Below are 25,516 nucleotides of genomic sequence, written 5' to 3' on the forward strand. Positions count from 1 at the left end.
TTGGAGCCTTCCCCGTAGCAGGGGGCAAAGCCCTTGGGCACCTTTGGCCTCGAACGCCGACCGGGCTCGATGTGGCGTGGCGCGTTGACCTCGGCCGCACGACATCGTGACACTGCATGGCGTGACAGCTCAGGTCATTCCATATGAAATCCACGGCAACGGCCCTGAACGGGCCATCGTGCTGCACAACTGGTTCGGGGACAGGACGAGCTTCGCTCCGATGCGTCCGTATCTGGACGGGGAGCGGTTCGGCTATGCGTTCCTCGACTGCCGTGGGTACGGGGAGGCGATGGACGCCGACGGCGACTTCACGATGGAGGAAGTCGCCGGGGACGCCCTCGCCGTGGCCGACCACCTCGGCTGGGAGGAGTTCTCGGTCGTCGGGCACTCCATGGGCGCCAAAGCGGCCCAGCTCATGCTGCTGGACGCACCGGCGCGGATCCGCTCGATCATCGGCGTCTCGCCGATCCCCGCGTCCGGCTTCCCGCTCGAAGGGGAGGTCCGGGAGCTGTTCGCGGGGGCCGCCGGGAATCCCGCCAACCGGAAGTTGATCATCGACAACACCACTGGCGGTCAGCACGACGACGCCTGGCTCGACGCGATGGTGGGCCGCTCGGTGGGGTGTTCCTCACCGAGGGCCTTCCGGGCGTATCTGGACTCCTGGGCGGCGGTCGACTTCCACGACAGGGTGGTCGGCAACCCGGCCCCGGTGCTGCTCCTCGTCGGCGCGCACGACCCGGCGGTCGGGGCCGAGGCCATGCGGACCACATGGCTGCGGTGGTTTCCGAACGCCGAGCTCGAAGTCCTCGGGGACGCGGGCCACTACGCGCCTGAGGAGTCCCCCGAGGCCCTCGCCGAGGCCATCGAGCGATACCTCGGCCACCTGAGGGACCACTGAGGGGCCATCGAGGCCGCTCAGCGCCGCGCCCCCAGATACCGCTCCAGGCCCGCCACCACCAGCGCGTGGTCGTCCGCCTGCGTCAGGCCCGACACGGCCACCGCGCCCACGACGCCCGTGCCCCGTACGCGGACCGGGAACGCGCCGCCGTGCGCGGCGTAGAGATCCGGGTCGAGGCGGGAGGAGTCCTCGAAGGTGCGGCCCTTCGCGCGGAAGCGGGCGCCGACGAGGTAGGAGGACTCGGCGTAGCGCTCGACGACGCGGCACTTGCGGGCGATCCAGGCGTCGTTGTCGGCGGAGGTGCCGGGCAGGGCGCAGTGGAAGAGCTGCTGGGCGCCGCGCCGGATGCCGATCGTGACGGCGGCGCCGCGCTCGCGGGCGAGGCGGACGAGGAGGGAGCCGAGCTCCCAGGCGTCGTCATTGCCGAAGTGGTCGAAGACCAGTCGCTGTTCGTCCGCTTCCAGGCGGGCGACTTCCTCGCTCATGCCGTCTCCTCGCTCATGCCGTCTCCTCGATCGTGTCGATACGGACCGTGCGGCCCTCCGCCGCCGACACCTTGGCCGCCTCCAGCACCCGCAGCGCGGCCGCCGCCTCCAGTGCGCCGACGGGCGGTTCGCCGCCGTCGCGCAGGGCCTGGGCGACCACCGCGTAGTAGGCGGGGTAGTCGCCGGGGAGGGTCGGGACGGGTTCGCCGCCGCCCGTCAGCGGGGACTCGCCTGCGCCGATCCGGCCCCACGCGGACTTCGGCTCCACGCCCCACGCCGAGGGGTCGTCGCTCGGGCGCAGGCCCTCGCGCAGTGCCGCCTCCTGCGGGTCCAGGCCGTACTTCACATAGCCCGCGAGGCTGCCGAGGACCCGGAAGCGCGGGCCGAGCTGCGCGGTGGTGGCGCTCACCCACAGGTGGGAGCGGACGCCGCTGACGTGGGTGAGGGCGATGAACGCGTCGTCGTCGGCCTCGGCGCCCGGGCGGCGCACGTCGGACTCGGCATAGACGGTGGCGGCGGGCCCGAAGAGGGCCAGGGCCTGGTCGACGACATGGCTGCCCAGGTCGTAGAGGAGCCCGCCGATCTCGGCCGGGTCGCCGGACTCGCGCCAGCCGCCCTTGGGCTGGGGCCGCCAGCGTTCGAAGCGGGACTCGAAGCGGGTGACCTCGCCGAGGAGGCCGTCGTCGATCAGCTTCCGGACCGTGCGGAAGTCGTTGTCCCAGCGGCGGTTCTGGAAGGCGCCGAGCAGCAGCCCACGGCTGTCGGCGAGCGCGGCCAGCGACTCGGCCTCGGCGGCGGTCGCGGCGAGCGGCTTGTCGACGACGACCGCCAGGCCGGCCTCCAGGGCCGTACGGGCGAGCGCGACGTGCGTGCGGTTGGGGGAGGCGACGACGATCAGGTCGAGGTCGTCGGCGCGGGCGAAGAGGGCGTCCGTGTCGGAGACGGTCCGCACGCCGGGGTGCTCGGCGGCGGCCTGACGCTGCCGGTCGGGGTTGGCGGTGACGACCGTGTCGAGGACGAGGCCGTCGGTGGCGGCGACGAGCGGGGCGTGGAAGACGGAGCCCGCGAGGCCGTAGCCGATGAGCCCGACCCGAAACGGGTCGTGAGGGGCGCGGGGGGTGTCAGCGGTGCCATCCATGCCGACCACTTTGGCAACACTGTTGCGAAAGCGCAAGCGATGGCCACAATGGAGGGGTGAACACGACCCTCCCCCCGACCCAGGGCCCGTCGGCCGGCGCCAACCTCACCGCGCTGCGCGACCACAACACCGCCGTCGTGCTCGGCCTGCTGCGCGACGCCGGCCCGGAGGGCGCCGGCCGCGCGGAGCTGGCCGGGGGCACGGGCCTGACCCCGCAGGCCGTCAGCAAGATCACCGCACGGCTGCGGATCGCCGGCCTGGCCGCCGAGGCGGGCCGCCGCGCCTCCACCGGCGGCAAGCCGCCCATGGCCTGGCGCCTGGTCCCCGGCGCCGCGCACGCCATCGGCCTCCACCTCGACCGCGACACCCTGACCGCGACCCTCGTCGACCTCACCGGCGCCGAGCTCGCCACCCGCGCCGCGCCGCTCGCCTTCGGCGCCGGAGCGGACGCCGTGCTGGACGCGGTCACGACCGAGATAGGCGCCCTGCGGGCCGGCGCCGCGCCCGCCGCGCCCCTCCTCGGCATCGGAGTGGCCGTCCCCGGCCCCCTCGACCACCGCGCCGGCGTGCTCCACAAGGTCACCGGCTTTCCCCAGTGGGACGGGTTCCCGCTCCGCGACGCCCTCGCCGAGCGGCTCGCGGCCCCCGTCGTCGTCGACAAGGACACCAACGCCGCCGCCCTCGGCCTCACACGCCACGGCGCGCCCGGCACCGACTCCTTCGCCTACCTCCACCTCGGCACGGGCCTGGGCGCCGGCCTCGTGCTGAACAGGAGCGTGCACCGGGGAGCCAGGACCGGCGCGGGGGAGTTCGGGCACCAGGTGCTCCAGCTCGACGGCCCCCCGTGCCCCTGCGGCAACCGCGGCTGCGTCGAGGTCCTGTGCCTGGCCGCCGTCGCCGCGGGCGACACCGCCCGCGCCGCCCGCCTCCTCGGGGTCGGCGCCGCCAATCTCGTACGACTGCTGGACATCGACCTCGTGCTCCTCGGCGGCCGGACCGTGCTGGCCGGCCCGGAGGCGTACGTGGCGGGCGTCCGGGACGTCCTCGCCGGTACGGCCCCGGTCGCCGTCACCCCCGGCGGCGACCGGACAGTGGTCGAGGGCGCGGCCGAGCTGGCGCTGGCACCACTCTTCGGGCGCGCCGGAGCGATTGGCTCCGCCTTTTCCGGCTGACGCCGCGAGCGCCCACCCGATGACTCGTGCATAAAGCGAAGGATGAAACGAAAATAGTCAGATCGGGCGGTAAGTGACGGCCAGTCGGACCCACCGGGCCGTGGCGGGCCCCGGATCCCCGCCCGCCCGGTGGAAGGGTGCGGAAGCCCGGAGCCCTCACCCGTAAAGGTCCTGCGATGCACTTGCCCCGCGCGCTCGCCTTCGGCGCCGCCGCACTCGCGATCTTCTCCACGGCGGCGCCCGCGTCCCCCGTTCACCCGCGCGACCGGGCCCCCGCCCAGCCACGCTGCGGCACCCCCGGCAGCTCCACGTTCCCGATCACCGCCCGGCTGAGCGGCGGACCCGAGACGTACGAGCGCGGCGACCCCCCGCACGCCTGGCAGCTGGAGCTGCGCAACAGCACCGCCGCCGAGTGCCGGAGCGTGCACCCCGTCGCGGTCCTCGCCGACCGCGGCCGCACCCTCCAGCCCGACGACATCCGCCTGGACTTCTACGACACCGCCGCCTCCCGCTGGCGGCCGGTGACCCTGGAACGGACCGAGGAGGCCGAGAACGTCGGCGTCTTCGACGGCGGCTCCACGGATTTCGCGGGCTTCTCCGTACCCGCGCGCGGCACCGTCGCCGTACGCGTGCGCCTCGCCTTCACCGGCCGCGCGCCCGAGGGGCAGGTCACGGCCAATGTCACCGCGGTCCAGCGGCGGGCCGGCGACGGCGACTGGGTGGGGGAGTCCAACGACTACACCTTCGAGGTCGAGGGCGCGCACGAGGGCGCGCCCGCCCGCGCCGCAAAGCCCACGGGGGGCACCCACGCCGGTGACGACCATCGCGGCACGCTTGCCGACACGGGCTCTCAGCGGCCGCTCTTCGCGATGGGGGCGGCGGCGTTCGCGCTGCTCCTCGCCGGAGGGTCCTTGTTCTTCGGAGCGCGACGCTCCAACCGGTGACGGCGGTGTCCTCAAGCCCGTCCGGCGATTGAGGACACGGGGTCCGGGGCGGAGCCCCGCACGGAATCCGCCGGAATGGCTCCCCGCGGAGGCCCGATACCGCCGCCGCATAGGCTGGACGTGTCGGGACACCCCCGCCCCAGCGAGGGGCGCAGACCGCAGGAGTCACACCGTGGCAGAGCGCAAGCCGATCGAATCCTGGCTCACCGACATGGACGGTGTGCTGATGCACGAGGGCATTCCCGTGCCCGGGGCCGATGCCTTCATCAAGCGGCTCCGGGAGTCCGGCAAGCCCTTTCTGGTGCTGACCAACAACTCGATCTACACCCCGCGCGACCTGCACGCCCGTCTGGCGCGCATCGGCCTCGACGTGCCGGTCGAGAACATCTGGACGTCCGCGCTGGCCACCGCCCAGTTCCTGGACGACCAGCGGCCCGGCGGCACCGCCTACGTCATCGGTGAGGCCGGCCTCACCACCGCCCTGCACGACATCGGCTACGTCCTCACCGACCACGAACCCGACTACGTGGTGCTCGGTGAGACCCGTACGTACAGCTTCGAGGCGCTCACCAAGGCGATCCGGCTGATCAACGGCGGCGCCCGCTTCATCGCCACCAACCCCGACGAGACGGGCCCCTCCGCCGAGGGCGCGCTGCCCGCCACCGGTTCCGTCGCCGCGCTGATCACCAAGGCGACCGGCCGCGACCCGTACTTCGTCGGCAAGCCGAACTCGCTGATGATGCGGGCCGGGCTCAACGCCATCGGCGCCCACTCCGAGACCAGCGCCATGATCGGCGACCGGATGGACACCGACGTGCTGGCCGGCCTGGAGGCCGGGATGGAGACGTTCCTCGTCCTGACCGGCCTGACCGGGCCCGGGGACATCGACCGGCACCCCTTCCGTCCCTCCCGTGTCGTCGACTCGATCGCCGACCTCGTCGACCTCGTCTGACACCTCCTCGCCTGACACCACCTCGGGCGGCACCGGCCGCCGTCGGTCGCCGCCGTCTGACGGGGAGTCGGCCGATCGGCCGCAGCCCGTGCCGCCCAGGTCGCCATATGGAGCAATGGCGCCACGGAGCGGATGCGGGGGCCGGGGTGGCGGGGTGAACCTTCTGGAGTACGAGGAGGTTCACCATGGACTCGGTTCGACTCGCTCTGTGCGGAGCCCTGGCGACGGTCGCCCTCTGCACGGCCCCCGCGTACGCCTACGACGACCCGGCCACCATGTCCGGCACGGTCGAGCTGACCCCCGTCACCAGCCAGCCCGGCGGCCGGTTCCAGCTGCGCGTCGCCGGGTGCGCCGGCGACAGGGCGACCGCCACCTCCGAGGCGCTCGCCTCGGACGCCCGGCTGACCAAGGACTCCGCCGGGCTGTTCGCCGAGGCGTCCGTGCGCGGGACCGTCGCGCCGGGCACCTACCCGGTGAAGGTCGACTGCGCCGGCCACGACGCCGTGGCGCAGGGCCGGCTGACCATCGTCAAGCGGGGCGAGGCGCTGCCCGACAACCGCCACGGCGGCGCCGCGCCCGTTTTCAGCGCCCGGTACGCCCACCCCGACCGGGGTGGGCAGGGCGGCCGCGGTTCCTCCTCCGAAGCGCCCGTCGCGCCGGTACCGGCGGGCGGCGGCGGCACCGCGACCACGCCCGAGCCTCCCGACACCCCGGGGCTCGTCCTCGCCGGCATCACGGCACTGATCGCCGCCGGTCTGATCTGGCACCGCCGCCGCACCGAAACGGGCAGAAGGTGAGGGAAACGACCGGCGACCCGAAAGCGACCGAGGCGATGCCCGAAGCGCGCACCAGCGGCAACGGCCGCTTCCTCACCGGGACGGCCTGGGCCGCGCTGCTGCTGGCCCTGTGGCTGTGGGGGCGGGAGAACACCGACGGGCACGGCGCCGCCACCCCGACCGCCGGTGACGTCGCCGCCGTCGGCCGTCCGGCGGCCCGCCCGCTGCCCCCGCCCCACGCCCCGCTGCGCGCCGCCCCGCCGCAGGGCCTCACCATCAAAGCGGTCGGCGTCAGAGCCCCCATCGAAAGCCGTGGCCTGAACCCCCTCGGCGCGGTGGACCCGCCACCGTACGGGCGGGCCGGCGCCGTCGGCTGGTACCGCGGCGGCCCCCAGCCCGGCAGCCCCGGCGCGGCCGTGCTCGTCGGGCACGTCGACACCGCCAGGGCACCGGCCGTCTTCTACGACCTGGGCACCCTCAAGCCCGGCGAGACCATCACCGTCACCCGTTCGGACGACACCACCGCCGAATTCACCGTCGAGGACGTCTCCGTCTTCACCAAGGACCGCTTCGACGCCCGGAAGGTGTACGGCCCGCGCGAGAAGGGCCGCGCCGAGCTGCGCCTGATCACCTGCGGCGGCGACTACGACCGCGCCCGGCACTCGTACAACGCCAACGTCGTCGTCTCGGCCTATCTGACCGGCGCCGGCCGTGCCTGAGCCGACCGTTCGCCCCCCGGCGTCCACCCCCGCGCGGCCGACTGCTCCATCAGGGGGACGTGACGGCGCGTCATGCCGTGACGGCTCACCGCGGCCCCGCTCTCTGTGCCAGCATGGAAGGGACCGGTCATGTCCCGTGGGGGCGGGGGACGACAACCCCACAGGAAGTACACCCAAGGGGGAATGGATGTACGGCAGGAACACCGGCCGCACACGTCGGACCCGAACGACCCGTACCGGAGCGGGAGCCGCGCTGGGAGTCCTGCTCTTCCTCGCCGGCTGCTCCTCTTCCTCCTCCTCGGCGGCACCGCCCAAGGGCGACGCACCCCCTCAGCAGCCGGTCCAGCAGCCCAAGGCGCGGGCACCCTTCTGGGTGAACCCGGAGTCCACCGCCTCCAAGCGGGCCATCGAGCTCCACAAGGAGGGCAAGGGCAAGCAGTCCGAGCTCCTCACGAAGATCGCGGCGCAGCCCGTCGCGGAGTGGATCGGCGTCGACGACCCCCAGGGGCAGACCCGCGGCTACACCGAGGCGGCTGCCAAGGCCGACCGGGTAGCGGTCCTCGTCCTCTACAACATCCCGCACCGCGACTGCGGTCAGTACTCCCAGGGCGGCGCCTCCGACGGCGACGCCTACCGGAAGTGGCTGGACCAGGCGGCGCAGGGCATCGGCGACCGCGCCGCGACCGTGATCCTGGAGCCGGACGCCCTGCCGCACATCGAGGACGGCTGCACGCCCCAGCAGTTCCACGAGGAGCGGTTCGCGCTGCTGAAGGACGCCGTCACCAAGCTCAAGGCGCTGCCGCGCACCAAGGTCTATCTCGACGCGGGCAACCCCAGCTGGGTGACGCCCGCCGACCGGATGGCCGAGCCGCTGCGCCGGGCGGGCATCGAGCAGGCCGACGGCTTCGCGCTCAACGTCTCCAACTTCCAGACGACGCGGGACAACAAGGAATACGGCCGCAGGCTCTCCCGCCTGCTGGACGGCAAGCACTTCGTCATCGACACCAGCCGCAACGGCAACGGCCCGCTGTCCGGCGCCGACCATGAGAAGTCCTGGTGCAACCCCTCCGGCCGGGCCCTCGGCGAGCCCCCGACGACCCGCACCGGCGATCCGCTGGTGGACGCGTATCTGTGGATCAAGCGGCCGGGCGAGTCGGACGGCAATTGCAAGGGCGGCCCCGACGCGGGCCAGTGGTGGGAGGGCTACGCGCTCGACCTGGCGCGCAATTCCCGCTGACGGCGGTCCAAGGCGCCCGGACCGACAGCCGGCCAGGGCGCCCACCGGCTCCGGCTCAGCCCTCGTTTTCCTCGGCGGGTGTGTCCTCGGTCTTGTCGTCGCCCTTGTCGTCGCTCTTCGCGGCGGCCTTCGCTTCCGGGACCTTCACCCACACCGCCGTCGACGGCAGCCCCCGGTCGTCCACCACATTGAGCATGTACCAACCCGGCGGCACCAGGGACGGGTCCTTCGGCAGTGTCACCGTGATCTCGTCGCCCTCCCGGGTGAAGTCCAGGGCGATCGAGCGCTGCTCGATGTTCGTGACGTGGGTGAAGGACCCCGGACGGATCAGGCGTGCCTTCGCGATCGGCCGGGACCCCTTCCCCGTGACCGTTCCGTACGTGGCCGTGCCGCCCAGCTCCACGGTCCTGGGGCCGGAATCCCGCAGCTCGGGGCGCTTGCCGCTCCGGTGGAGATAGGGCGGGGTGTAGAGGTCGATCTGCTGCTCGAAGGTGGCGGGCTTGGTGTTGTCCTTGTCGCCGAAGAGGGAATCGGAGCCGAAGGTCATCACCCGGCCGTCGGGCAGCAGCAGCGCGCCGGAGTGGTAGTTGCGGCCCACCAGGGGATCGGCGACCGTGTGCCGGGAGCCGGACCTGGGGTCGTAGATCTCGGCGCCGAGGACGTTGGAGGCGCTGCGGCCGCGGTAGTCACCGGAGCCGTTGGTGGTCAGCACCGTGTCGTCGGGCAGGATGACGCTGCTGGGATAGCGGGCCTTGGCGTAGAGGTCGGGCCCGTCGCGGAAGCGGGGCTTCGCGGCGTGCAGGTCGACGATGCGGGTCTTGGCCGTGGCCCTCTTGTCCTCGCCGACGCCGCCGCCGCCGAGGACCATGTACTTCTGGTCCTGGGCGGGCGGCAGCAGGACCGACATCGAGGTCTCCAGGGCGTCCGGGTCGCTCATCCCGGGCACCTCGGTGAACTCGTCGCTCGCCAGATCCCACACGCCCGGCACCCGGCCCTTGTCCGCCGGGCCGTAGCCCGCGTTGGAACCGGTGTAGAAGATCTTGCCCTTGTCGGTGAGGAACAGGGCGGGATAGGTGGGGAAGAACCGCTCCTTGGGGAGGTAGGTCCACTTCTTCGTCTTCGGGTCGTAGATCTCGTTCTTGCCGGGGACGACCTGGCCGATCTCGTCGAGACCGGAGACGGAGAGGACCTTCCCGTCCTGGAGGGTGGTCAGCGTGGGATACCAGCGGGCCTCGTTCATCGGGTCGACCGTCACATAGCGCTCGGCGACCGGGTCGAACTCGAAGGCGTCCTTGATGCCCTGGAAATCCTTCTTGTCGAAGGAGAGCTTGTTGGCGATGCCGTAGATGTTCTGGGCGTCGGACCCCTTGAGACCCTCGACGCTGTAATTGTCGGTGAGCCCGGTCTCGTACTGCTGGCCCTTCTCCAGGGCCTCCACATAGACGCGCGCGGTGCTGACCGTGACGGTGACCTTGCGGCTCTCCTCGTCCTGGGTCTTCTTGGCGCGGGGTACGAGCACGGGGTCCTTGGACTCGAAGGTCTTGCCGTTCTTCTTTCCGGTGAACCGGGTGCCCGCGGGCAGGGTCATCGGCTTGTCGGGGTTCTCGTTGTGGACGACCATCAGCCCGCCGGCCTTGGTGACGTCGCCGCCGAGCTTTTCGTAACGCTGGGTGCCACCCGCCACCAGGAGCTTGCCGTCGGGCAGTTGGGTGTGCCCGGAGCAGAAGAGGTCCTTGGGGGTGGGGACATTCTTGAAGGTGTTCTTCGCCGGGTCCCACAGGACCGTGCGGAAGGACTTGGCCTTGAAATTGGCGGCGTTGTTCCCGGAGCCGGCGACCAGCAGCACCTTGCCGGTGTAGAGCAGGGCGGCGTGGATCGTATTGATCCGGTATTCCTCGGGAACGTCCACGACTGTCCAGTGGCCGTTCTTCTCCTTGTACTCCGGCTGGTTGATCTCGTAGTCGTGATACTGCTCGGAGGCGTAGCCCCAGATCGCCGGCCCGTTCATCCCCGCCAGGGCGAGCACCACCGCCGAGCCGACAGCCATACGGCGCGTGCGGCGGCTGACGCGGTATCGCCGGAATTTCATCCGCGGGCCTCCACGGCTTGCTCGGCCGCGCCCTGTCCGGTGCGGCGCAGGGACCACCACCAGGCGATGATCGGCGCCACGGTGATGGCCAGGGCCAGCGTCGCCCAGGTGCGCATCGCGACGTGGGTGTGGCCGAGCCAGAAGGAGGCCAGCAGCGAGCCGCCGAACACCAGCAGGAAGAACAGATGGATGCGGAAGGTGCCGAAGAGGGTGTCGGGGCTGGCCGAGTCGCCCTTCGGGGTCACCACGAAGCCGCTCTTGCGGCGCAGGATGGCGTCGCACAGCGAGCGGGCGTAGATCGGCGCGGACAGCGCGGACATCACCATGCCGGCCAGCCCGCCGGAGCCCTCGGGCTCATGCGGCGAGACATTGTGCCGGCGGTTCCAGATGTAGAGGCCGATCTGGAGGGCGGCGGCATCGCTGTAGAGCATCATCCAGATCTCGGAATTGATCTGGATCCCGGAGGCGCCGAGCCCGAGAAAAAGGGCGCAGCTCAAGGCGCCCAGCATCCAGTTGAGTGCGGTCATCGGATAATAGATGACCAGCAGGCTGTAGTTGAGGAATTTCCCCGGGGACAGTGTGAAGGGGCCTTTCCAGAACTGCTTGAGGATCGTCTCGTACGTCCCCCGTGACCAGCGCAGCTGCTGGGTGAAGAAATCCGTCCAGGCGTTGGGACCCTCGCCGACCGCCAGGACGTCGGGGGTATAGACCGAGCGCCATTTCCGGCCCGTCTCCGGATTGCGGTGCCGGTGCAGCTCGAAGCCGGTGGCCATGTCCTCGGTGATGGAGTCGTACAGCCCGCCGATGCTCTTCAGGGCGCTGATGCGGACCGCGTTGTTGGTGCCGACGAACATGGGTGCGCCATAGCGGTTCCCGGCGCGTTGGATCAGGGCGTGGAAAAGGAATTGCTGGCTTTCGGCGGCCTTGGTCACGGCCGCATCGTAGTTCCCGTAGACCTGCGGTCCAACGACAAACGCGATATCGGGGTCGCGGAAGTACCCGAGCATGCGTTCCAGGAAGTTGGGCAGTGGCACATGGTCGGTGTCGACGGAGGCGAAGAAGTCGTAGTCGTCGCCGTGGGCGTCCAACCAGGAGTTGTAGTTCCCGTGTTTCGTCTTCGCGCGGTGCGGGCCCTTGGGCTGGTTCCACTTCTCGACGCCCTTGCGGGAGAAGTGGTGGACGCCGAGCCGCCGGCAGACCTCCTTGACCTCGGGGTCGTCGCCCTCGTCCAGCAGCCAGACGTGCATCGGGCCGCGGTGCCGCAGCCGCACCGCCGCTTCCAGCGTGCGGGTGACCATCTCGATCGGCTCCTTGCCGGGCACGAACGAGGTCAGGAAGGCCACCTTGGTGCCGCTCTCGGGCACGACCGGGACGGGGTCGCGGGCGACGAGGGTGGCGTGGGCGTTGGAGGTGACATTCAGCGTGCGGAACAGCTCGATGAGGCCGATCGACACCAGCATCACGGCGTCCAGCACCCGCATGAGCGGCGTGGCGTTGTCGCGCTGGGTCCAGTGGGCGGGCTGCATCAGCCACACCAGGAGCCCGATCGAGACGACGGGCGCGGCGCCCAGCAGCAGGGCGCCCAGGACGCGGTGCGTCTCGTCGGCCAGCAGGCTGCGGTAACGGACCCGGTAGGGGTGGTCGGGATCCGGCTCGGTCAGCGGGCCGGCCAGCCGGCTGTAGTGCTCGTAATCGAAGCGAGGGCGCACTCTGGGCGGGTGCGGCGGAAGCGGCGGAAGTGGCGGCGGCGGGGGCAGGCTGGGGACCGGCTGCGGCTGGGCCGGGACGGTCCCCGGGAAGCCGGGCGCCCGCGGCCGGGTCGTGGCCGCCGGGTCCTGGGTCTGTTGCCGGGCGTCGGCAGGCATGGAAGACATGAGGCATTTCCCCCCGTACGCATACTGACCGCGTGTGTCAGTCGGTCCGTGAAGCCCGTCCGGCCCCCCTCGGCCGTACGGACCCAAGGGCACCGGATCCCCCCCGGCGCCACCCAACTCTTTGCTTACGCATTGACGTTGAGTCATCGCTGTCGGTTCAGGATCTCCGACCGCGCGTCATGATCGCAAGGGTGAAAGAAGGTGTTTACCGGGCAAAGCGGTGCGTGGGTCGGAGAGGCGTACGAATGGGGGTGAAGCGTTCGCATGCGACCCGAGAAACGACCGAAGGCCCCTCACCGTGGTGAGGGGCCTTCAAGCCTGTCTGTGCGCCGCCAGGGACTCGAACCCCGGACCCGCTGATTAAGAGTCAGCTGCTCTAACCAACTGAGCTAGCGGCGCCTGCTGACAGAGAAAACTCTACCCGATCCTGGAGGGTGCTCCCGACCACGCGAGGGATATGCCCTTATTTTCCGACATGCGGTTCAATCGGATGATTGAGACGCTGTGCCCCGAGCGAGGGAAGGTGGCGGATTGTGTGGATTCCGGCTCCCACCCGAGACAGGTCCGGCAACCGGCGGCGGTGTGCCGTCCGGGGCGCGCTCGCGGCCGCCGTGGGGGCGGCGGTATTGGCCGGGCCCGGCGTCGTCACGGCGTCGGCGACGCCCGAGCCATTGCCAGGGGTGGCGGATCCGGGCGAAACCACCCATTTGGAGTACATCGATCGCGATGACGACTTCCTGGAGGATGTCGGGAGCGTCGAGGGGGCGGGGGAAGCCGGGGAAGCCGGAGGGGCCGACGAGGAGCTCGACGACCTGACCCTCGTCGAGCGGGGCTACGGGAGCCTCCAGGACCCTCAGGACCCCGTGGCCGCCGGTGCGCGGAACGTCGAGACCGCCATCGCCTTCGCCCTGGCCCACCTCGGCGACCCGTACGCGCTGGGCGGCAACGGACCGCACCGCTGGGACTGCTCCGGGCTCATCCAGCAGGCGTACCGCCGTGCCGGCTTCCGGCTGCCGCGGATCGCGGCCGATCAGTACCGCGCCACCCGCAAGATCTCCCGCAGCGCGCTGCGCCGCGGTGACCTGGTCTTCTGGACCGACAACGGCCGGGCCTCCGGCGTCCACCACGCCGCGATCTATCTGGGCGGCGGTCGCTATGTCGAGGCGCCCCGGCCGGGCAAGAAGGTCCGCATCTCGACCTTCTCGCACTACAACCCGAACCTGTACGGCCGGGTCCACTGAGCGTCGGGCCCGCTTCGCCGAGCCCGCCTCGTCAAGACCGCCTCCTTGAAAGGCGAAGGACGCGGGGCGTGGGAGGCCGGTGCGCGGGCGGAGAACGTGGGGGAGAGCGGTGTTTCCCTGGCTCGCGCGTGAAGGCGGCGCGTACACAGGGCGACCGGATTCTTTCGACCGTTGGCCTGGACATGACCAAAGGCCGGTACTAGCCTCCGCCTTGGTCTAGACCGCAAGTCACTCGGCTCACAGAACCCCCCACGTTCTCCGAGGAGCGAAAGCATGCGCAAAAAGATCAGTGCGGCGATCATCGGCGCCGCACTCGCCGGCGCCTCCCTCGTCGCCACCGGCAGCGCCACCGGCCACGGCTACACCGACTCCCCCACCAGTCGGCAGGTGTACTGCGCACAGGGCGCCGTGAAGAACTGCGGCGAGATCCAGTGGGAACCGCAGAGCGTCGAGGGCGCCAAGGGCTTCCCGGCCCGCGGGCCCGCCGACGGCACGATCTGTGCGGGCGGCAACAGCCGCTTCGCGCAGCTGGACGACCCGCGCGGCGGCCAGTGGCCCGCCACCCAGGTCACCGCGGGCCAGGGCATGGGCTTCCGCTGGAAGCTCACCGCCCGGCACGCCACCACCGACTTCCGCTACTACCTCACCAGGAGCGGCTACGACCCGAGCCGCCCCCTCACCCGCGCCGACCTGGAGACCAAGCCCTTCCTGACCGTGCCCTACGGCGGCCGGATACCCGAGGCCACCGTCACCCACCAGGGCACCCTCCCCGCCGGTCGCACCGGCAAGCAGCTCGTCCTCGCCGTGTGGACCATCGCCGACACGGGCAACGCCTTCTACGCCTGCTCCGACGTGCGGTTCTGATCCACTGCCGCACCCGTGCCGCCACCCCCCACAGCCTCCCCGGTCCCACCCCGGGGAGGCCCTTACGGCGACGGCGGCCATGTCATGACCGCGGAGCGGGCGGCCGATCCGCCGCGGACTTCCCGGCCTTCCCCCGCGGCTTCTCCGGTCGGAGCGCGATCCGGCCCAGCACGCCCGCCACCACCAGGGCGATGACCGAGAGCAGGGCGTAGTCCGGTACGGCGTTGCCGACGCGGGAGGCGAACTCCTCCAGCCTGAACTCCTGGTCGGCGTCGAGGATCCCGGGCAGGCCCGTCGTCCCGTCGTAGGCCAGGAACAGCGCGCCGATGCCGATGAAGAACAGCCCGGAGACCAGGGATGTGGTGTGCAGCCGCAGCCGGCCCAGGCGCAGCTCCTTCCCGCGCAACCAGCCCCGGCGGCCGAGCCCGAAGCGGTCCCAGCACAGGGCCAGCACGAACAGCGGCAGCGCCATGCCCAGCGCGTAGACGGCGAGCATCGAGCCACCGTGCACGGGGTCGCCCTCGACGGCCGTCACGGTGAGCACCGCGCCCAGGATCGGCCCGGCGCAGAAGCCGGCCAGCCCGTACACACAGCCCAGCAGGAACGTCGACGCGGCCGAGCGCGGGATGATCCGCCCGGCCGCCGCCTGCGCCTTCTTCGACGCGAAGCCGAGGCCGAGGATCTGGGCCGCGCCCATGGCGATCACCAGCCAGCCGCCCGTCGTGATCAGCACAGCGCGGTGCCCGTTGAACAGCCGGCTCGCGGCCGTGGAGGCGACGCCGAGCGGTACGAGCGTGGTGGCGAGCCCGAGGTAGAAGACGCCGGTGCGGGCCAGGAGCTTGCCGGGGCTCGCGAGCGAGTACGCGAAGAAGGCCGGCAGCAGCAGCGCGCTGCACGGGCTGACCAGGGCGAGGACACCGCCGAGGAAGGCGGCGAGATAGCCGATGTCGGTCACTTCTCGCTCTTCTTCGCCGCCTTGGCCAGCGCGATGGCCTCGTCGAAGACGCCCATCGGCTGGGCGCCGCTGATGGGCCGGCCGTTCACGAGGAAGGTCGGGGTGGACGACACCCCGATGGAGCCGGCCTCCTCCTTGTCCTTCTTGACGGCCTCCTCCGACGCCGAGCCCTTCAGGTCCTCGCGGAAGCGGTCGAGGTCGGTGACGCCGGCGGTACGGGCCATGTCCACGAGCCTGTCCTCGGCGAGCGCGTCGCCCTTGCGGGTCTTGGCGTACACCTCGTCGTGGAACTGCCAGAACCGGCCCTGCCGCCCCGCCGCCCAGGAGGCGCGGGCGGCCCGCTCGGAGTCCTTGCCGAAGATCGGGTAGTTGCGGAACTCGATGCGCAGCACGCCCGCGTCCACGTACTTCTTGACCAGCTCGGGCTGGGTCTCGCGGGTGAAGCGGCCGCAGTACGAGCACTGGTAGTCGGCGTACTCCACGAGCACGACGGGCGCGTCGGCCTTGCCGAGGGCGAGGGCGTCGCCGTCCGCACGGCGGCTGGTGGCGCGCTCCAGCCCGTCGAAGACCTTCTGCCGGGGGTCGGCGGAGGGTGCGGCGGAGTCCCCGGAGGCGGCGGGCCGGCGGGTGCCGGAGCCGCTGGAGTTCTTGCCGATGGCGATGCCGGCGGCGACGAGCGCGACGACGAGGGCGAGGGCCGCGCCGATGGCCGCGAGGCGGCGTGAGGACATGCGGGAAGCGACAGACATGACGGAGGGATCTCCCTGAGGGTACGGATGCGGGCATGCCGGAGCACGGCCCGGTGCGCGGGCCGTGGTGGGCGGACCTAGATCCGTAGGACGGGGAGCAGCTCGGCGCAGCCGGCGACCGGCACCGGGGGTGCGCGTGGCGCGCTGGTGCGCGGTGCCCGGTCGGCGGGCAGCGGGGCCCGGGTGGCGGCGGGCGCGGTGAGCGGGTCGGTGTGGCCGTAGGGCGCGGCGATCTCGGCGCCCCCCAGGGGGTGGTCCTGCTGCCGGCAGGTGCCGCCGGTGTCCCCGGCGTCGGCGATGGGCCGGGCCTCGGTGGCCGCCGGGTCCTTCGCGGTCCGGGTCGCGGAAGCGGTGGTGCCCGCGTGGGCGGACGGGAGCGCGCCCGTGAGGGAGGGGCCGAACACGACGGCGAGGAGGAGCAGGAGCGCGGCGACTGCCGGGGGGCGGCGGTGCTGCGGCATGTGCTCTCTCCTTCCGTATTCCGGCCGGACGCGGGTGGGCCACCCATGCTAAGGGGCGGCAGGGAACGGCCAAGGGCCCCTCACCAGTGGTGAGGGGCCCTTGAGCCTGTCTGTGCGCCGCCAGGGACTCGAACCCCGGACCCGCTGATTAAGAGTCAGCTGCTCTAACCAACTGAGCTAGCGGCGCCTGCTGACGAGATAAATATACCTGGTCCGAACGGGTGCTCCCAACCGGCCGCCGGCCGGGTCGGTGATCAGAGCGCCATCGACAGCACCAGGGGAGCCGCCTTCTGGTTCAGCGCCGCGGCGGCGTGCCGCAGCCGGTGGGCGTGCTCCAGCGGCAGGGAGAGCGCGACGCAGCCCACCGACAGGCCCGCCGTGACGGGGACGGCCGCGCAGACCGTGCCGACCGCGTACTCCTGGAGATCGAGGACGGGGACCGTCGCGGGCTGGGCGTCCAGCTTGCGGAAGAGGACCTGCTCGTTGGTGATCGTCCGGGAGGTGAGCCGGGCGGTCTTGTGGCGCGAGAGGTGATCGCGCCGGTCGTCGTGGTCGAGCTGGGTGAGCAGGCACTTGCCGATCGCGCTCGCGTGGGCGGCGGACCGGAAGTCGACCCACTCATTGACCTTGGGTGTGTGCGGGCTGTCCGCGTACTGCGTGATCCGTACCTCGCCGTCGATATAGCGGCTGAGATAGATCGCGGCTCCGATGGAGTCGCGCAGCGCATACAGGGACTGCTGGAGCTTGAGCTGCAGGGCGCGCCGGCGGTCACCGCCGGAGCCGAGCAGGACGAGGGCGTCGCCGATGACATACGCGCCGTCGTGCACCCGCTCCACATAGTCCTCGCGGCGGAGCATCAGCAGCAGATGCGCGAGATGCGCGGTGGGCAGCCCCGTCTCGCGCGCGATCTGGGCCTCGGTCACACCGCCGGTGTGCTTGACGACCGTCTCCAGTACGCGCAAGGCGTACTGCACCGAATGGAACGGCGCGGTCGGGTCGGGCTTGAGCGCCACGGTCTTCCCCCTTGCGGGCTTTCCAGCGAGTGTCCCGCTCACCACGATAACGGCGAAAGTGTCGGCAAGGAGAGGGTGTTGAAGAGAACGGGGGCAACGATTAAGGCGTTGTCCTGCACCGTGCGACCTTGGCATATGTCCATGTCATACGAGTGGTGGGCGGAGGTGGACGGTCGGTGGGAATAAGCGGAGAGGTGCTCCGGTTGTTCGGCGCAGTGCTGAGCCGAAAGACCAGGAAGGCGGACCACCGTGGCCGACGTACAGGACGACACCATCCGGGGCGAGGCCCGGGGCAGCGCGCCCGTGCCGCTGTCCGTACTGGATCTGGCGACCGTCGGCAGCGGACGGACCGCGCGGCAGGCGCTCGGAACCACGGTGGAGCTCGCGCGGCTCGCCGAGCGCCGGGGGTATCACCGGTTCTGGGTCGCCGAGCACCATTCGATGCCCGGTATCGCCAGCTCCTCCCCGGCCGTAGTCCTCGCCCACCTCGCCGCCCACACCGACCGCATCCGGCTCGGCTCGGGCGGGGTAATGCTGCCCAACCACGCCCCGCTGGTCATCGCCGAGCAGTTCGGCACGCTCGAAGCGCTCGCCCCCCGGCGCGTGGACCTCGGCCTGGGGCGCGCGCCCGGCACGGACGGCGCGACCGCCGCCGCCCTGCGCCGGTCGGACCGGCTCGCTGAGGGCGCGGACGACTTCCCGCAGCAGCTCGCGGAGCTCACCCGGTTCCTGGACGACGACTTCCCCGACGGCCACCGCTACGCGCGGATCCATGCCGTCCCCGGCCCGGTGCAGGGCCGGGTCCCCGGCGGCGTCCAGCGGGCCGACCGGCCCTCGGTCTGGCTCCTCGGCTCCTCCGGCTTCAGCGCCCGCCTCGCCGGCGCGCTCGGCCTGCCCTTCTCCTTCGCACACCACTTCTCGGCGGCGAACACGATTCCGGCGCTGGAGCTGTACCGCGACTCCTTCCGGCCTTCCGAGGTCCTCGACCGCCCGTACGCCAAGATCGGCGTCCAGGCGTTCGCCACGGACGACCCCAAGGAAGCCCGCCGCCAGGTCCTCACCGGCGCACTGTCGATGCTGCGCCTGCGCTCCGGACGCCCGGGCCTGGTCCCGACGCCGGAGGAGGCCGCAGCGTACGACTTCTCGCCGGCCGAGCGGGAATTCGTCGACAGCTGGCTGTCGAACGTGGTGTACGGAACAGCGGACGAGGTGCGCGGCGGCCTGGACGCGCTGGTGAAACGGACGGGGGCGGACGAGCTGATGATCACGACGAACGCGCATGGGCCGGATGCGCGCTTGCGGAGTTACGAGCTCATCGCCGATGCGTATGGGTTGCCGGGGGCGTAGTCGAGGGTGTCCTCGATCTCCCCCGGCTACCGCTGGGAGGTGCCCCCAGACGGGCTTGATTTGGTGCCGTCCGGCGGTCATCCGCGGGTGGGCGCCCGGGAAAGCCTGTCGGCGCTTGAGGACGATCTTTAAGGCCGCACCCCCGCCATCAGCAGCGCCGAGATCGAGTCGGCCGGCACGGGTCGGGAGTAGAACCACCCCTGACCCGTGTCGCACCCGATCCGCCCCAGGCGCTCGGCCTGCTCCGCGCTCTCGACGCACTCGGCCGTGACCTTGATGTCCAGCCGGTGCGCCAGCTGGACCAGTGCCTCGACGATCGTCTCGTCGGCCGGGTTCGGCGGTTCCTCCGCGCGGAAGCCGCGGACGAAGGAGCCGTCGAGCTTGAGCGTGGAGACCGGCAGCCGGCTGAGGTAGGCGAGGTTGGAGTAGCCCGTGCCGAAGTCGTCGATGGCGATGGCGACGCCCATGTCGCTGAGCTGCTGGAGCTGTTGCAGGGGCCGGCCCGCCGAGCCCATCACCGCCGACTCCGTGAGCTCCAGCTGGAGCAGGCGCGGCGGCAGACCGGTCTCCGTGAGGATCTCCGCCACGTCCGAGACCAGGTCGGAGTCCCACACCTGCCGTACGGCGACGTTGACGCTGACGACGATCGGCTCGTCGGGGTGTTCCAGCTGCCAGCGCCGTGCCTGGCGGCAGGCGGTGGCGAGCACCCAGCGGCCGAGCGGGACGATGGCGCCCGTCTCCTCCGCCAGCCCGATGAAGCGATTCGGCTGGAGCATGCCGAACTGCGGGTGGTGCCAGCGCACCAGCGCCTCCACCCCCCGTACGACTCCGTCGCCGAGGCCGACCAACGGCTGGTACTGCAGGACGAATTCCTCCCGCTCGACCGCCGGGCGCAGGGTGCTGGAGAGGGCCTGACGGGTCATCCGATGGGCGTTGCGCTCGGGGTCGAAGAGGGTCCAGCGGGCCTTGCCGTCCGCCTTCGCCCAGTAGAGCGTGGTGTCGGCGGCCTGCATCAGCTCGGTGGCGTGCGTCCCGGCCGCCGGGCGCTCGACGACGCCGATGCTCGCCGACACCGCAAGCCGGTTGCCCGCCACGTCGAACGGGCGCTGGAGTCCGGCCTGGACGCACGCCGCGAGGTCGACGAGCTGCTGTGTGCCCGTCGACCCCTCGACGAGCAGGGCGAATTCGTCGCCGCCGAGCCGGGCCACCAGGTGGCCGCCCGGCGCCGCGCACTCGGTCAGCCGCTTGGCCACCGCGCTCAGCAGCCGGTCGCCGGCCCGGTGGCCGAGGGTGTCGTTGATGGCCTTGAAGCCGTCCAGGTCGAGGTAGCACAGGCCGATCCGGCCGCTGCCGCCGCGCGCGAGGGCGGGCTGGGACAGCGCCGCCGTCAGCCGCTCGAAGAACAGGCTCCGGTTGGGCAGCCGGGTCACCGGGTCGTGCATCCGCAGATGCCGCAGCCGGGCCCGCAGGTCGCGCCGGTCGCTGATGTCGGCGACCGACAGCAGCGTGTCGCAGCTGTCGGGCAGCGGCGTGACGATCACCTCTGCCCAGACGCCCTGACGGCCGCCGCGCTGCTTCAGCCGCCGGGTGCAGTGCAGCCGCTCGCGGCGGCCGAGCAGCACCTCGCGGTACGCGCTCCAGGTGCGCGCGTCCTCGCGCAGCCCGGTGAAGTCGGCCGCCGGGGCGTCGGCCAGCCGGGCCGGGTCGGTGCCCAACAGCTCGCCCAGGGCGTGGTTGGCGGTACGGACCAGGCCGTCGCGGCCCACCACGGCCATGGCGAGCTGCGCGACATTGAACGCGGCACGAAAATCACTGGATTCGTTACGTTGCGTGACGACTGTAGGCGTTGAACCGGGCGCGCCGCCCTGGCCGTCGAGGGTTCCGCTCACCGCTCGCTCCCGCATGGCATTCATTCCGCACTGGCTTCGTAGGGGACTCGTCGATCTCGTACGCGTGGCCGAACAGGCGGCGGGCGGCCGCCTGCACGGGGGGAATCCGTGCTGGAAATGTGGCGATCATAGGGCTCACGCGAGGACCGTTCCAGCGGCCCGCCTGCGAGCACCCGAGCCGGCTTCTCCGGTTTGTCCATTTCTGCACGACCGTGCGCGGCCGTGGCCGAGGCTGTGGTGCTACGCCATCTCGATTGACCATCAGTGACTGAGTGTGATGTACCCAGAAGTCGGCTTAGTCACTCGACTGGGGCAACGGAACAGGGCATATCACCACAGAACCAATGAGGGTGGATGAGGTGTCCCGAATCCGTCCCGGGAGGTCGACGTGGTGCGTCCGCAGACACCCATGGGAGTGGACCGGCCTCGCCTGCGCCGTGTCGGTGCCGTGCTCACCTCTCTCTGTGCGATCGCCACGACGGTCGTCGCGGTCCCCGCGCACGCGCAGGGCCCCGGCGGACCCTGTGCGCTGCCGCGCAGCCAGGCCCACCACTCCGAAGGGCTCGACAGCTGGAACCCGGCCTACCCCAGGCCCGCCGGTCGGCTCGACGCCGTCATGATCTTCCTGTCCTTCCCGGACGCCAAGCCCGAGGTCGACCCCGACCGGCTCGCGGCCGACCACTTCCCCGGCACCTCCCGCTTCTTCGAGCGCGCCTCCTACGGCCGCTTCTCGCTGCGCCCGCACCCCGTGAACCGGTGGTTCGGGATGCCCCGGCCGGCCACCTCGTACCGCATACAGCGCGACTGGGAGGGCGATCAGCGCTCCGACTACCTGCGCGACGCCATCGCCGCGGCCGACGCCGAGGTGGACTTCAGCCGCTACGACCTCGTCTATCTGGTCGCCGACCCCGACGCCCCGGGCGTCGACTCCGACGCGACCAAGGTCATCAATCTCGACCGCCCCATCGAGGTCGACGGCACGGTGCTGCGCCGCGTGGTGACCGTCTTCGAGCACCATCCGCCCGACCGCAACGTCCTCGCCCACGAGACGGGGCACGTCCTGGACCTGCCCGACCTCTACCACCGGCCCACGGACGGCAAGGGCGACTGGGACACCCATGTCGGCGACTGGGACCTCATGGGCAGCCAGTTCGGACTGGCCTCGGACCCCTTCGGCTGGCACAAGTGGAAGCTGGGCTGGCTGGGCTCCCGGCACGTCGCCTGCGTCCGCGGCCCCGGCAGCAGCCTGCACACCCTCCAGCCGCTGGAGGCCCCGATGATGCCGGGCTCCGACGGCCGCACCCGCATGATCGTGGTGCGTACGGGCCCGGCGAGCGCCATCGCCGTCGAGGCCCGCTCCGCGTACGGCAACGACGCCGCGACCTGCACCGAGGGGGTGCTCGTCTACCGGGTGCGCAGCGAGACCGCCTCCGGTGGCGGGCCCGTGCAGGTGCTGGACGGCCATCCGGGCCGGCAGGCGTGCTGGGGCGAGTCGGTCTACCCGGCGCTGGCGGACGCGCCACTGGGGGTGGGGGAGTCCCTGACCTCGGAGGAGGGCGTGCGGGTGACCGTGCGGGGGCGGACGGCGGGCGGATCGTGGACGGTGGGGGTGACCCGGCGGTGAGGCGGGCCGCGCCCCATGGGATCCGTCGGGATCCGTCGGGATCCGTCGGGATCCGTCGGGATCCGTCGGGATCCGTCGGCACGAAGAAGGCCCCTCACCGATGGTGAGGGGCCTTCTTCTGTCTGTGCGCCGCCAGGGACTCGAACCCCGGACCCGCTGATTAAGAGTCAGCTGCTCTAACCAACTGAGCTAGCGGCGCCTGCTGACGTGGAAGACTTTAGCACCCTGATCCGGTGGAACGAAAATCCCTATGTTTCAGCGGGGCGAAAGCGGGCTCGTGCTGGTCACGGGGGTGGGTGGGTCGGCGGGGGAGGGCCCGTCGAGGCCGGTGCCGGCCGTCGCGCGGGCCACCCGTACACACGCCCACAGCAGGACCTCCGCGTCGGGCAGCCAGGGGCGGCGCACCTCCGGGGCGACCAGCCAGCGGGAGGTGGGCGGCGCCGGGTCGTCCTCGGCCGCCGGCAGGAGCGGGGGCACGGTCACCGCGTCGCCCGTGCCGTGGCACAGCAGCGGGGGCATGGCGCGGGCCCACTCCTCCCAGGTGAGCAGCGCGGGCAGCCGCTGGGCGGTGCCGGGGGCGGCGAAGAGCAGCAGCCGGCCGCGCTGGGCGGCCACGGGGCCGGAGCCGGGGCCGCCGGACCATAACCGGTCGAGGACCCGGCGACCGAACAGCGCCGGGAGGCTCACCACGTCGAAGACGCCGCCGCAGGGCAGCACGATCGGCGCCGTGGGGTTCTCGGCCCACAGGGCGTGGACGCTGCTCGGGAAGCGGCTGGCGGAGGCGAGCCAGTCGGTCCCGGCGAGGGTGAGGTAGGCGGCGGGGGGCCGGGGGCGCGGCGACGAGGGGCGGGCGGGCCGCGCGGGGAGGCGGGACGGGAGGGGCACGGGGAGCGAGGGGGCAGGCGCGGTGCCGGACGCGGTGCGAGGCCATGTGCCGGCCGGGGCGCCCGTCGCCGTGCCGGTCGGCGTGCCCGTCGACGGACGGGCCGGGGGAAGGGCCGACGGGAGGGTCGCGGGGAGCGGGGAGGCCAGGAGGGGCGACAGGTGGGAGGGGCGCGGGTCGCGCTGCCGGGTGCTCATGGCCCCATATTCCGTGGGGCATCCCCGCCCGCTCCCGATAGTTGCCCGAATTCGGGACAGCGGGCCGTACGGTGCGCTATCTTCCGCCGCGCATATGCCAACGGCCCATGGTCGGGACCATGGGCCGTGTCGCTCAGTCGACCGTGCTGTTGCTGCCCCGCAGCAGGTCACGGCCGAATTCGACCATCTTCTTCGCGTAGTCCTCGCTCCATTCGGCGCGGGCCGCGATCACGGCCGTCGGCAGCCGGTCGAAGTGCCGGGGGTCGGCGAGCTGGGCCGCTGCCACCGCCTGGAACTCCGTCGCCCGGTCGGCCGCCGCGCGGAACGCCAGCGCCAGCTCGGTCGAGCGCGCCAGCAGCTCACACGGATCCTCGATCGATTCCAGATCGAAGAAATGCTCCGGATCGGCGACGGCCTCGGGCGGCTCGAAGAGCAGCTGCGCGGGCTTCAAGCGACGCGGACCACTGTCGCGCGCGCCGGGAGCCGGCTTCGGCTCGCACATGTACATACCTCCAGGATCGTCTGCACCGCCATCCATTGTCCTGCTCCGCGCAAGTGCGCCCGGAGGGGAACGATTCCCGTAAGCCGGTCGGCCGCCCTCGGGTGGCCAGGGGAGCCGCCCCTCACGGCCGCCAGGTCACACGGTGTTCGTTCAAGTGCGCCAGCACCGCGTGGTTCGCCTCCCAGCCGTCCGGGAACTTCACCGTCACGCCCAGCCGCACCGGCTCCGTCGACGGGTGCTCGTCCAGCAGCCGCTCGACGCCGGCCCGGCACACCACCACGCACGCGTGCCGGTGGCGCGAGGCCAGGACGCACAGCCGGCCGGTCTCCAGGTGGAAGGCCGTCGCGTCCGGGCGGCCCGACAGCGGGTGCAGGACCACCGTCACATCGAACTCGCGGCCCTGGAGCCGGTTGGCCGTGTCCACCGTGACGTCCCGCACCCCCAGCCCGGCGAGCGCCGCCCGTACGGCCGCCGCCTGGTCGCGGTGGGCCGTGCCCACCGCTATCCGGTCCGCCGTGAGCGGCACCGGGTCCGGCGAGAGCTCGCTGGTGGCCGCCCCGCCCCGCTCCAGCAGCCGCCGGACGACCCGCGCCACCGCGCCCACCGCCTCCGGGTCCGTGCGCGGCGTATGGCGGGCGGGCAGCTCCAGCAGCCCCCAGCCCGACTCGGCGGCCTCGTCCAGCACCCGGTCCGGGCCCGAGCCGTCGGAGGGCACGCCGAACGACAGCCGCCGGTCGCCGTGGTCCGTACCGCTGCGGAAGGGGGTGTACGGATAGAAGGCGTCCGAGACCAGCGGCGCGGCGGACGCCGGCAGCCGCCAGGACACGGGCAGCCGGTGCTGGGGCAGGTCGGGATTGTGGGCGAGCAGGGTGCTCACCGCGCTCGCCGACGGGTCGTACGACAGTCCGGCCCACTGCTCGGCGCCCACCACGCTGAAGGGGTCCAACTGACCCGGGTCGCCCACGAACAGCGCCCGCTCGAACAGCCCCGCCACCGCCAGCAGCGCGTCCGAGCGCATCTGATACGCCTCGTCGACGATCGCATGGCCCCAGGGCTCGGCGACCTTGGTGTGCGCCCACTTCGCGGCCGTGGAGACGACGACGTCGAGCCCGGCGAGATCCGCGGCCTTCGCGGACGTCACCACGGACGGGAGCGCGTCCAGCGCCCGGTCGTAGGGGCGCGCCTCGCTGCTGTGCAGCCGCCCCACGGGCAGCTCCGGGTCCTTCTCGGCCAGGCGCACCACCAGATCGTCGACCTGGGCGTTGGTCTGCGCGACGATCATCAGCGGGCGGCCCGCGGCGGCCAGCTCCCGGGCGGCCCGTACGACGAGCGTCGACTTGCCCGCGCCCGGCGGGGAGTCCACGACGACGCCGCGGTGCGGGCCGTGCAGGGTGTCGCGCAGGATCGCGCCCGTCGCGGCGGCGGCCGCGGCGGCCGGGTCGAAGGACCCGGCGGGGCGGGTGCCCGCCGCTCGAACGATCACGACACCCCTCCGTGCGGGGCGGCG

Annotated in this window: 23 protein-coding genes and 3 tRNA genes; 11 read left to right on the forward strand and 15 right to left on the reverse strand. The window is 72.0% G+C overall.

Annotated elements, in window-relative coordinates; all coding sequences use genetic code 11:
* Positions 1-121 precede the first annotated feature (121 nt).
* Positions 122-898 carry an alpha/beta fold hydrolase gene (locus tag ACZ303_RS04220; RefSeq protein WP_467334861.1) on the forward strand — a complete coding sequence of 259 codons (777 nt, stop codon included), beginning with the start codon at positions 122-124 and terminating at the stop codon, positions 896-898.
* Between the two features lie 17 nt (positions 899-915).
* Here the strand turns inward: ACZ303_RS04220 and ACZ303_RS04225 are convergent, their stop codons facing one another.
* Together ACZ303_RS04225 and ACZ303_RS04230 are read right to left on the reverse strand one after the other, a co-directional pair.
* On the reverse strand, positions 916-1,383 hold the full coding sequence (locus tag ACZ303_RS04225) for a heme-degrading domain-containing protein (protein WP_467334863.1): 468 nt from the start codon (positions 1,381-1,383) through the stop codon (positions 916-918).
* A 13-nt stretch (positions 1,384-1,396) separates the two neighbouring features.
* Entirely contained in the window at positions 1,397-2,521 is a 1,125-nt protein-coding gene (locus tag ACZ303_RS04230) for a Gfo/Idh/MocA family protein (RefSeq protein ID WP_467334865.1), read from the reverse strand.
* Between the two features lie 56 nt (positions 2,522-2,577).
* Between ACZ303_RS04230 and ACZ303_RS04235 the strand changes: the two genes are divergently transcribed.
* The 6 genes from ACZ303_RS04235 to ACZ303_RS04260 all read left to right on the forward strand — a co-directional run bounded on the left by ACZ303_RS04235 (position 2,578) and on the right by ACZ303_RS04260 (position 8,321).
* Positions 2,578-3,693, forward strand: a complete 1,116-nt coding sequence (locus ACZ303_RS04235) for an ROK family transcriptional regulator (RefSeq protein WP_467334867.1) — start codon at positions 2,578-2,580, stop codon at positions 3,691-3,693.
* Between the two features lie 176 nt (positions 3,694-3,869).
* Positions 3,870-4,637: a hypothetical protein gene (locus tag ACZ303_RS04240; protein ID WP_467334869.1), complete on the forward strand. Its 768-nt coding sequence runs from the start codon at positions 3,870-3,872 to the stop codon at positions 4,635-4,637.
* A gap of 172 nt (positions 4,638-4,809) precedes the next feature.
* Entirely contained in the window at positions 4,810-5,589 is a 780-nt protein-coding gene (locus ACZ303_RS04245; protein WP_467334871.1) for an HAD-IIA family hydrolase, read from the forward strand.
* 185 nt (positions 5,590-5,774) lie between these two features.
* Positions 5,775-6,386: a hypothetical protein gene (locus ACZ303_RS04250; protein WP_467334873.1), complete on the forward strand. Its 612-nt coding sequence runs from the start codon at positions 5,775-5,777 to the stop codon at positions 6,384-6,386.
* A 35-nt stretch (positions 6,387-6,421) separates the two neighbouring features.
* Complete coding sequence (locus tag ACZ303_RS04255; protein ID WP_467334875.1) at positions 6,422-7,084, forward strand: class F sortase; 663 nt, start codon at positions 6,422-6,424, stop codon at positions 7,082-7,084.
* A 187-nt stretch (positions 7,085-7,271) separates the two neighbouring features.
* On the forward strand, positions 7,272-8,321 hold the full coding sequence (locus ACZ303_RS04260; protein WP_467334877.1) for a glycoside hydrolase family 6 protein: 1,050 nt from the start codon (positions 7,272-7,274) through the stop codon (positions 8,319-8,321).
* Positions 8,322-8,376: 55 nt separating this feature from the next.
* Here ACZ303_RS04260 and glxA read toward each other — a convergent pair whose 3' ends face one another.
* From glxA to ACZ303_RS04275, 3 genes are all read right to left on the reverse strand, one after another.
* Positions 8,377-10,410 (reverse strand): radical copper oxidase GlxA, encoded by a 2,034-nt coding sequence (gene glxA, locus ACZ303_RS04265; RefSeq protein ID WP_467334879.1) that lies wholly within the window; start codon positions 10,408-10,410, stop codon positions 8,377-8,379.
* Positions 10,407-12,284, reverse strand: coding sequence for a glycosyltransferase family 2 protein (locus ACZ303_RS04270; RefSeq protein ID WP_467334881.1), 1,878 nt, complete (start codon positions 12,282-12,284; stop codon positions 10,407-10,409). Before ACZ303_RS04270 ends, glxA begins: the two co-directional genes overlap by 4 nt.
* Before the next feature lie 325 nt (positions 12,285-12,609).
* Positions 12,610-12,683, reverse strand: a tRNA-Lys gene (locus tag ACZ303_RS04275).
* 308 nt (positions 12,684-12,991) lie between these two features.
* Here ACZ303_RS04275 and ACZ303_RS04280 point away from each other — a divergent pair.
* Together ACZ303_RS04280 and ACZ303_RS04285 are read left to right on the forward strand one after the other, a co-directional pair.
* Positions 12,992-13,525 carry a C40 family peptidase gene (locus ACZ303_RS04280; RefSeq protein ID WP_467334883.1) on the forward strand — a complete coding sequence of 178 codons (534 nt, stop codon included), beginning with the start codon at positions 12,992-12,994 and terminating at the stop codon, positions 13,523-13,525.
* 273 nt (positions 13,526-13,798) lie between these two features.
* The gene (locus tag ACZ303_RS04285; RefSeq protein WP_467334885.1) at positions 13,799-14,389 is read left to right on the forward strand and encodes a lytic polysaccharide monooxygenase auxiliary activity family 9 protein; all 591 of its coding nucleotides are present in this window, start codon (positions 13,799-13,801) and stop codon (positions 14,387-14,389) included.
* An 82-nt stretch (positions 14,390-14,471) separates the two neighbouring features.
* On the opposite strand, the gene ACZ303_RS04290 is transcribed toward ACZ303_RS04285, so the two are convergent.
* The 5 genes from ACZ303_RS04290 to ACZ303_RS04310 form a co-directional block, all read right to left on the reverse strand.
* Complete coding sequence (locus ACZ303_RS04290) at positions 14,472-15,344, reverse strand: cytochrome c biogenesis CcdA family protein (RefSeq protein WP_467334887.1); 873 nt, start codon at positions 15,342-15,344, stop codon at positions 14,472-14,474.
* Positions 15,341-16,093: a DsbA family protein gene (locus ACZ303_RS04295; protein ID WP_467334889.1), complete on the reverse strand. Its 753-nt coding sequence runs from the start codon at positions 16,091-16,093 to the stop codon at positions 15,341-15,343. Before ACZ303_RS04295 ends, ACZ303_RS04290 begins: the two co-directional genes overlap by 4 nt.
* Positions 16,094-16,170: 77 nt before the next feature.
* Positions 16,171-16,554, reverse strand: coding sequence for a hypothetical protein (locus ACZ303_RS04300; protein WP_467334891.1), 384 nt, complete (start codon positions 16,552-16,554; stop codon positions 16,171-16,173).
* 113 nt (positions 16,555-16,667) lie between these two features.
* Positions 16,668-16,741: transfer RNA gene (locus ACZ303_RS04305), tRNA-Lys, on the reverse strand.
* Between the two features lie 67 nt (positions 16,742-16,808).
* Positions 16,809-17,567 (reverse strand): IclR family transcriptional regulator, encoded by a 759-nt coding sequence (locus ACZ303_RS04310; protein ID WP_467334893.1) that lies wholly within the window; start codon positions 17,565-17,567, stop codon positions 16,809-16,811.
* A 249-nt stretch (positions 17,568-17,816) separates the two neighbouring features.
* On the opposite strand from ACZ303_RS04310, the gene ACZ303_RS04315 reads away from it, so the two are divergent.
* Positions 17,817-18,914: an LLM class flavin-dependent oxidoreductase gene (locus tag ACZ303_RS04315; RefSeq protein WP_467334895.1), complete on the forward strand. Its 1,098-nt coding sequence runs from the start codon at positions 17,817-17,819 to the stop codon at positions 18,912-18,914.
* Positions 18,915-19,042: 128 nt separating this feature from the next.
* On the opposite strand, the gene ACZ303_RS04320 is transcribed toward ACZ303_RS04315, so the two are convergent.
* Entirely contained in the window at positions 19,043-20,803 is a 1,761-nt protein-coding gene (locus tag ACZ303_RS04320) for a putative bifunctional diguanylate cyclase/phosphodiesterase (RefSeq protein ID WP_467334896.1), read from the reverse strand.
* Between the two features lie 409 nt (positions 20,804-21,212).
* Here ACZ303_RS04320 and ACZ303_RS04325 point away from each other — a divergent pair, with 409 nt between their 5' ends.
* Entirely contained in the window at positions 21,213-22,427 is a 1,215-nt protein-coding gene (locus tag ACZ303_RS04325; RefSeq protein ID WP_467335784.1) for a M6 family metalloprotease domain-containing protein, read from the forward strand.
* A 125-nt stretch (positions 22,428-22,552) separates the two neighbouring features.
* Here the strand turns inward: ACZ303_RS04325 and ACZ303_RS04330 are convergent.
* The 4 genes from ACZ303_RS04330 to ACZ303_RS04345 form a co-directional block, all read right to left on the reverse strand.
* Positions 22,553-22,626, reverse strand: a tRNA-Lys gene (locus ACZ303_RS04330).
* Positions 22,627-22,682: 56 nt separating this feature from the next.
* Positions 22,683-23,312: a bifunctional DNA primase/polymerase gene (locus ACZ303_RS04335; protein ID WP_467335785.1), complete on the reverse strand. Its 630-nt coding sequence runs from the start codon at positions 23,310-23,312 to the stop codon at positions 22,683-22,685.
* 328 nt (positions 23,313-23,640) lie between these two features.
* On the reverse strand, positions 23,641-24,009 hold the full coding sequence (locus ACZ303_RS04340; protein WP_467334898.1) for a hypothetical protein: 369 nt from the start codon (positions 24,007-24,009) through the stop codon (positions 23,641-23,643).
* A 121-nt stretch (positions 24,010-24,130) separates the two neighbouring features.
* Positions 24,131-25,492, reverse strand: a complete 1,362-nt coding sequence (locus ACZ303_RS04345) for an AAA domain-containing protein (protein ID WP_467334900.1) — start codon at positions 25,490-25,492, stop codon at positions 24,131-24,133.
* Between the last annotated feature and the right edge of the window lie 24 nt (positions 25,493-25,516).

The organism is Streptomyces sp. NPDC023527 (assembly GCF_055560115.1).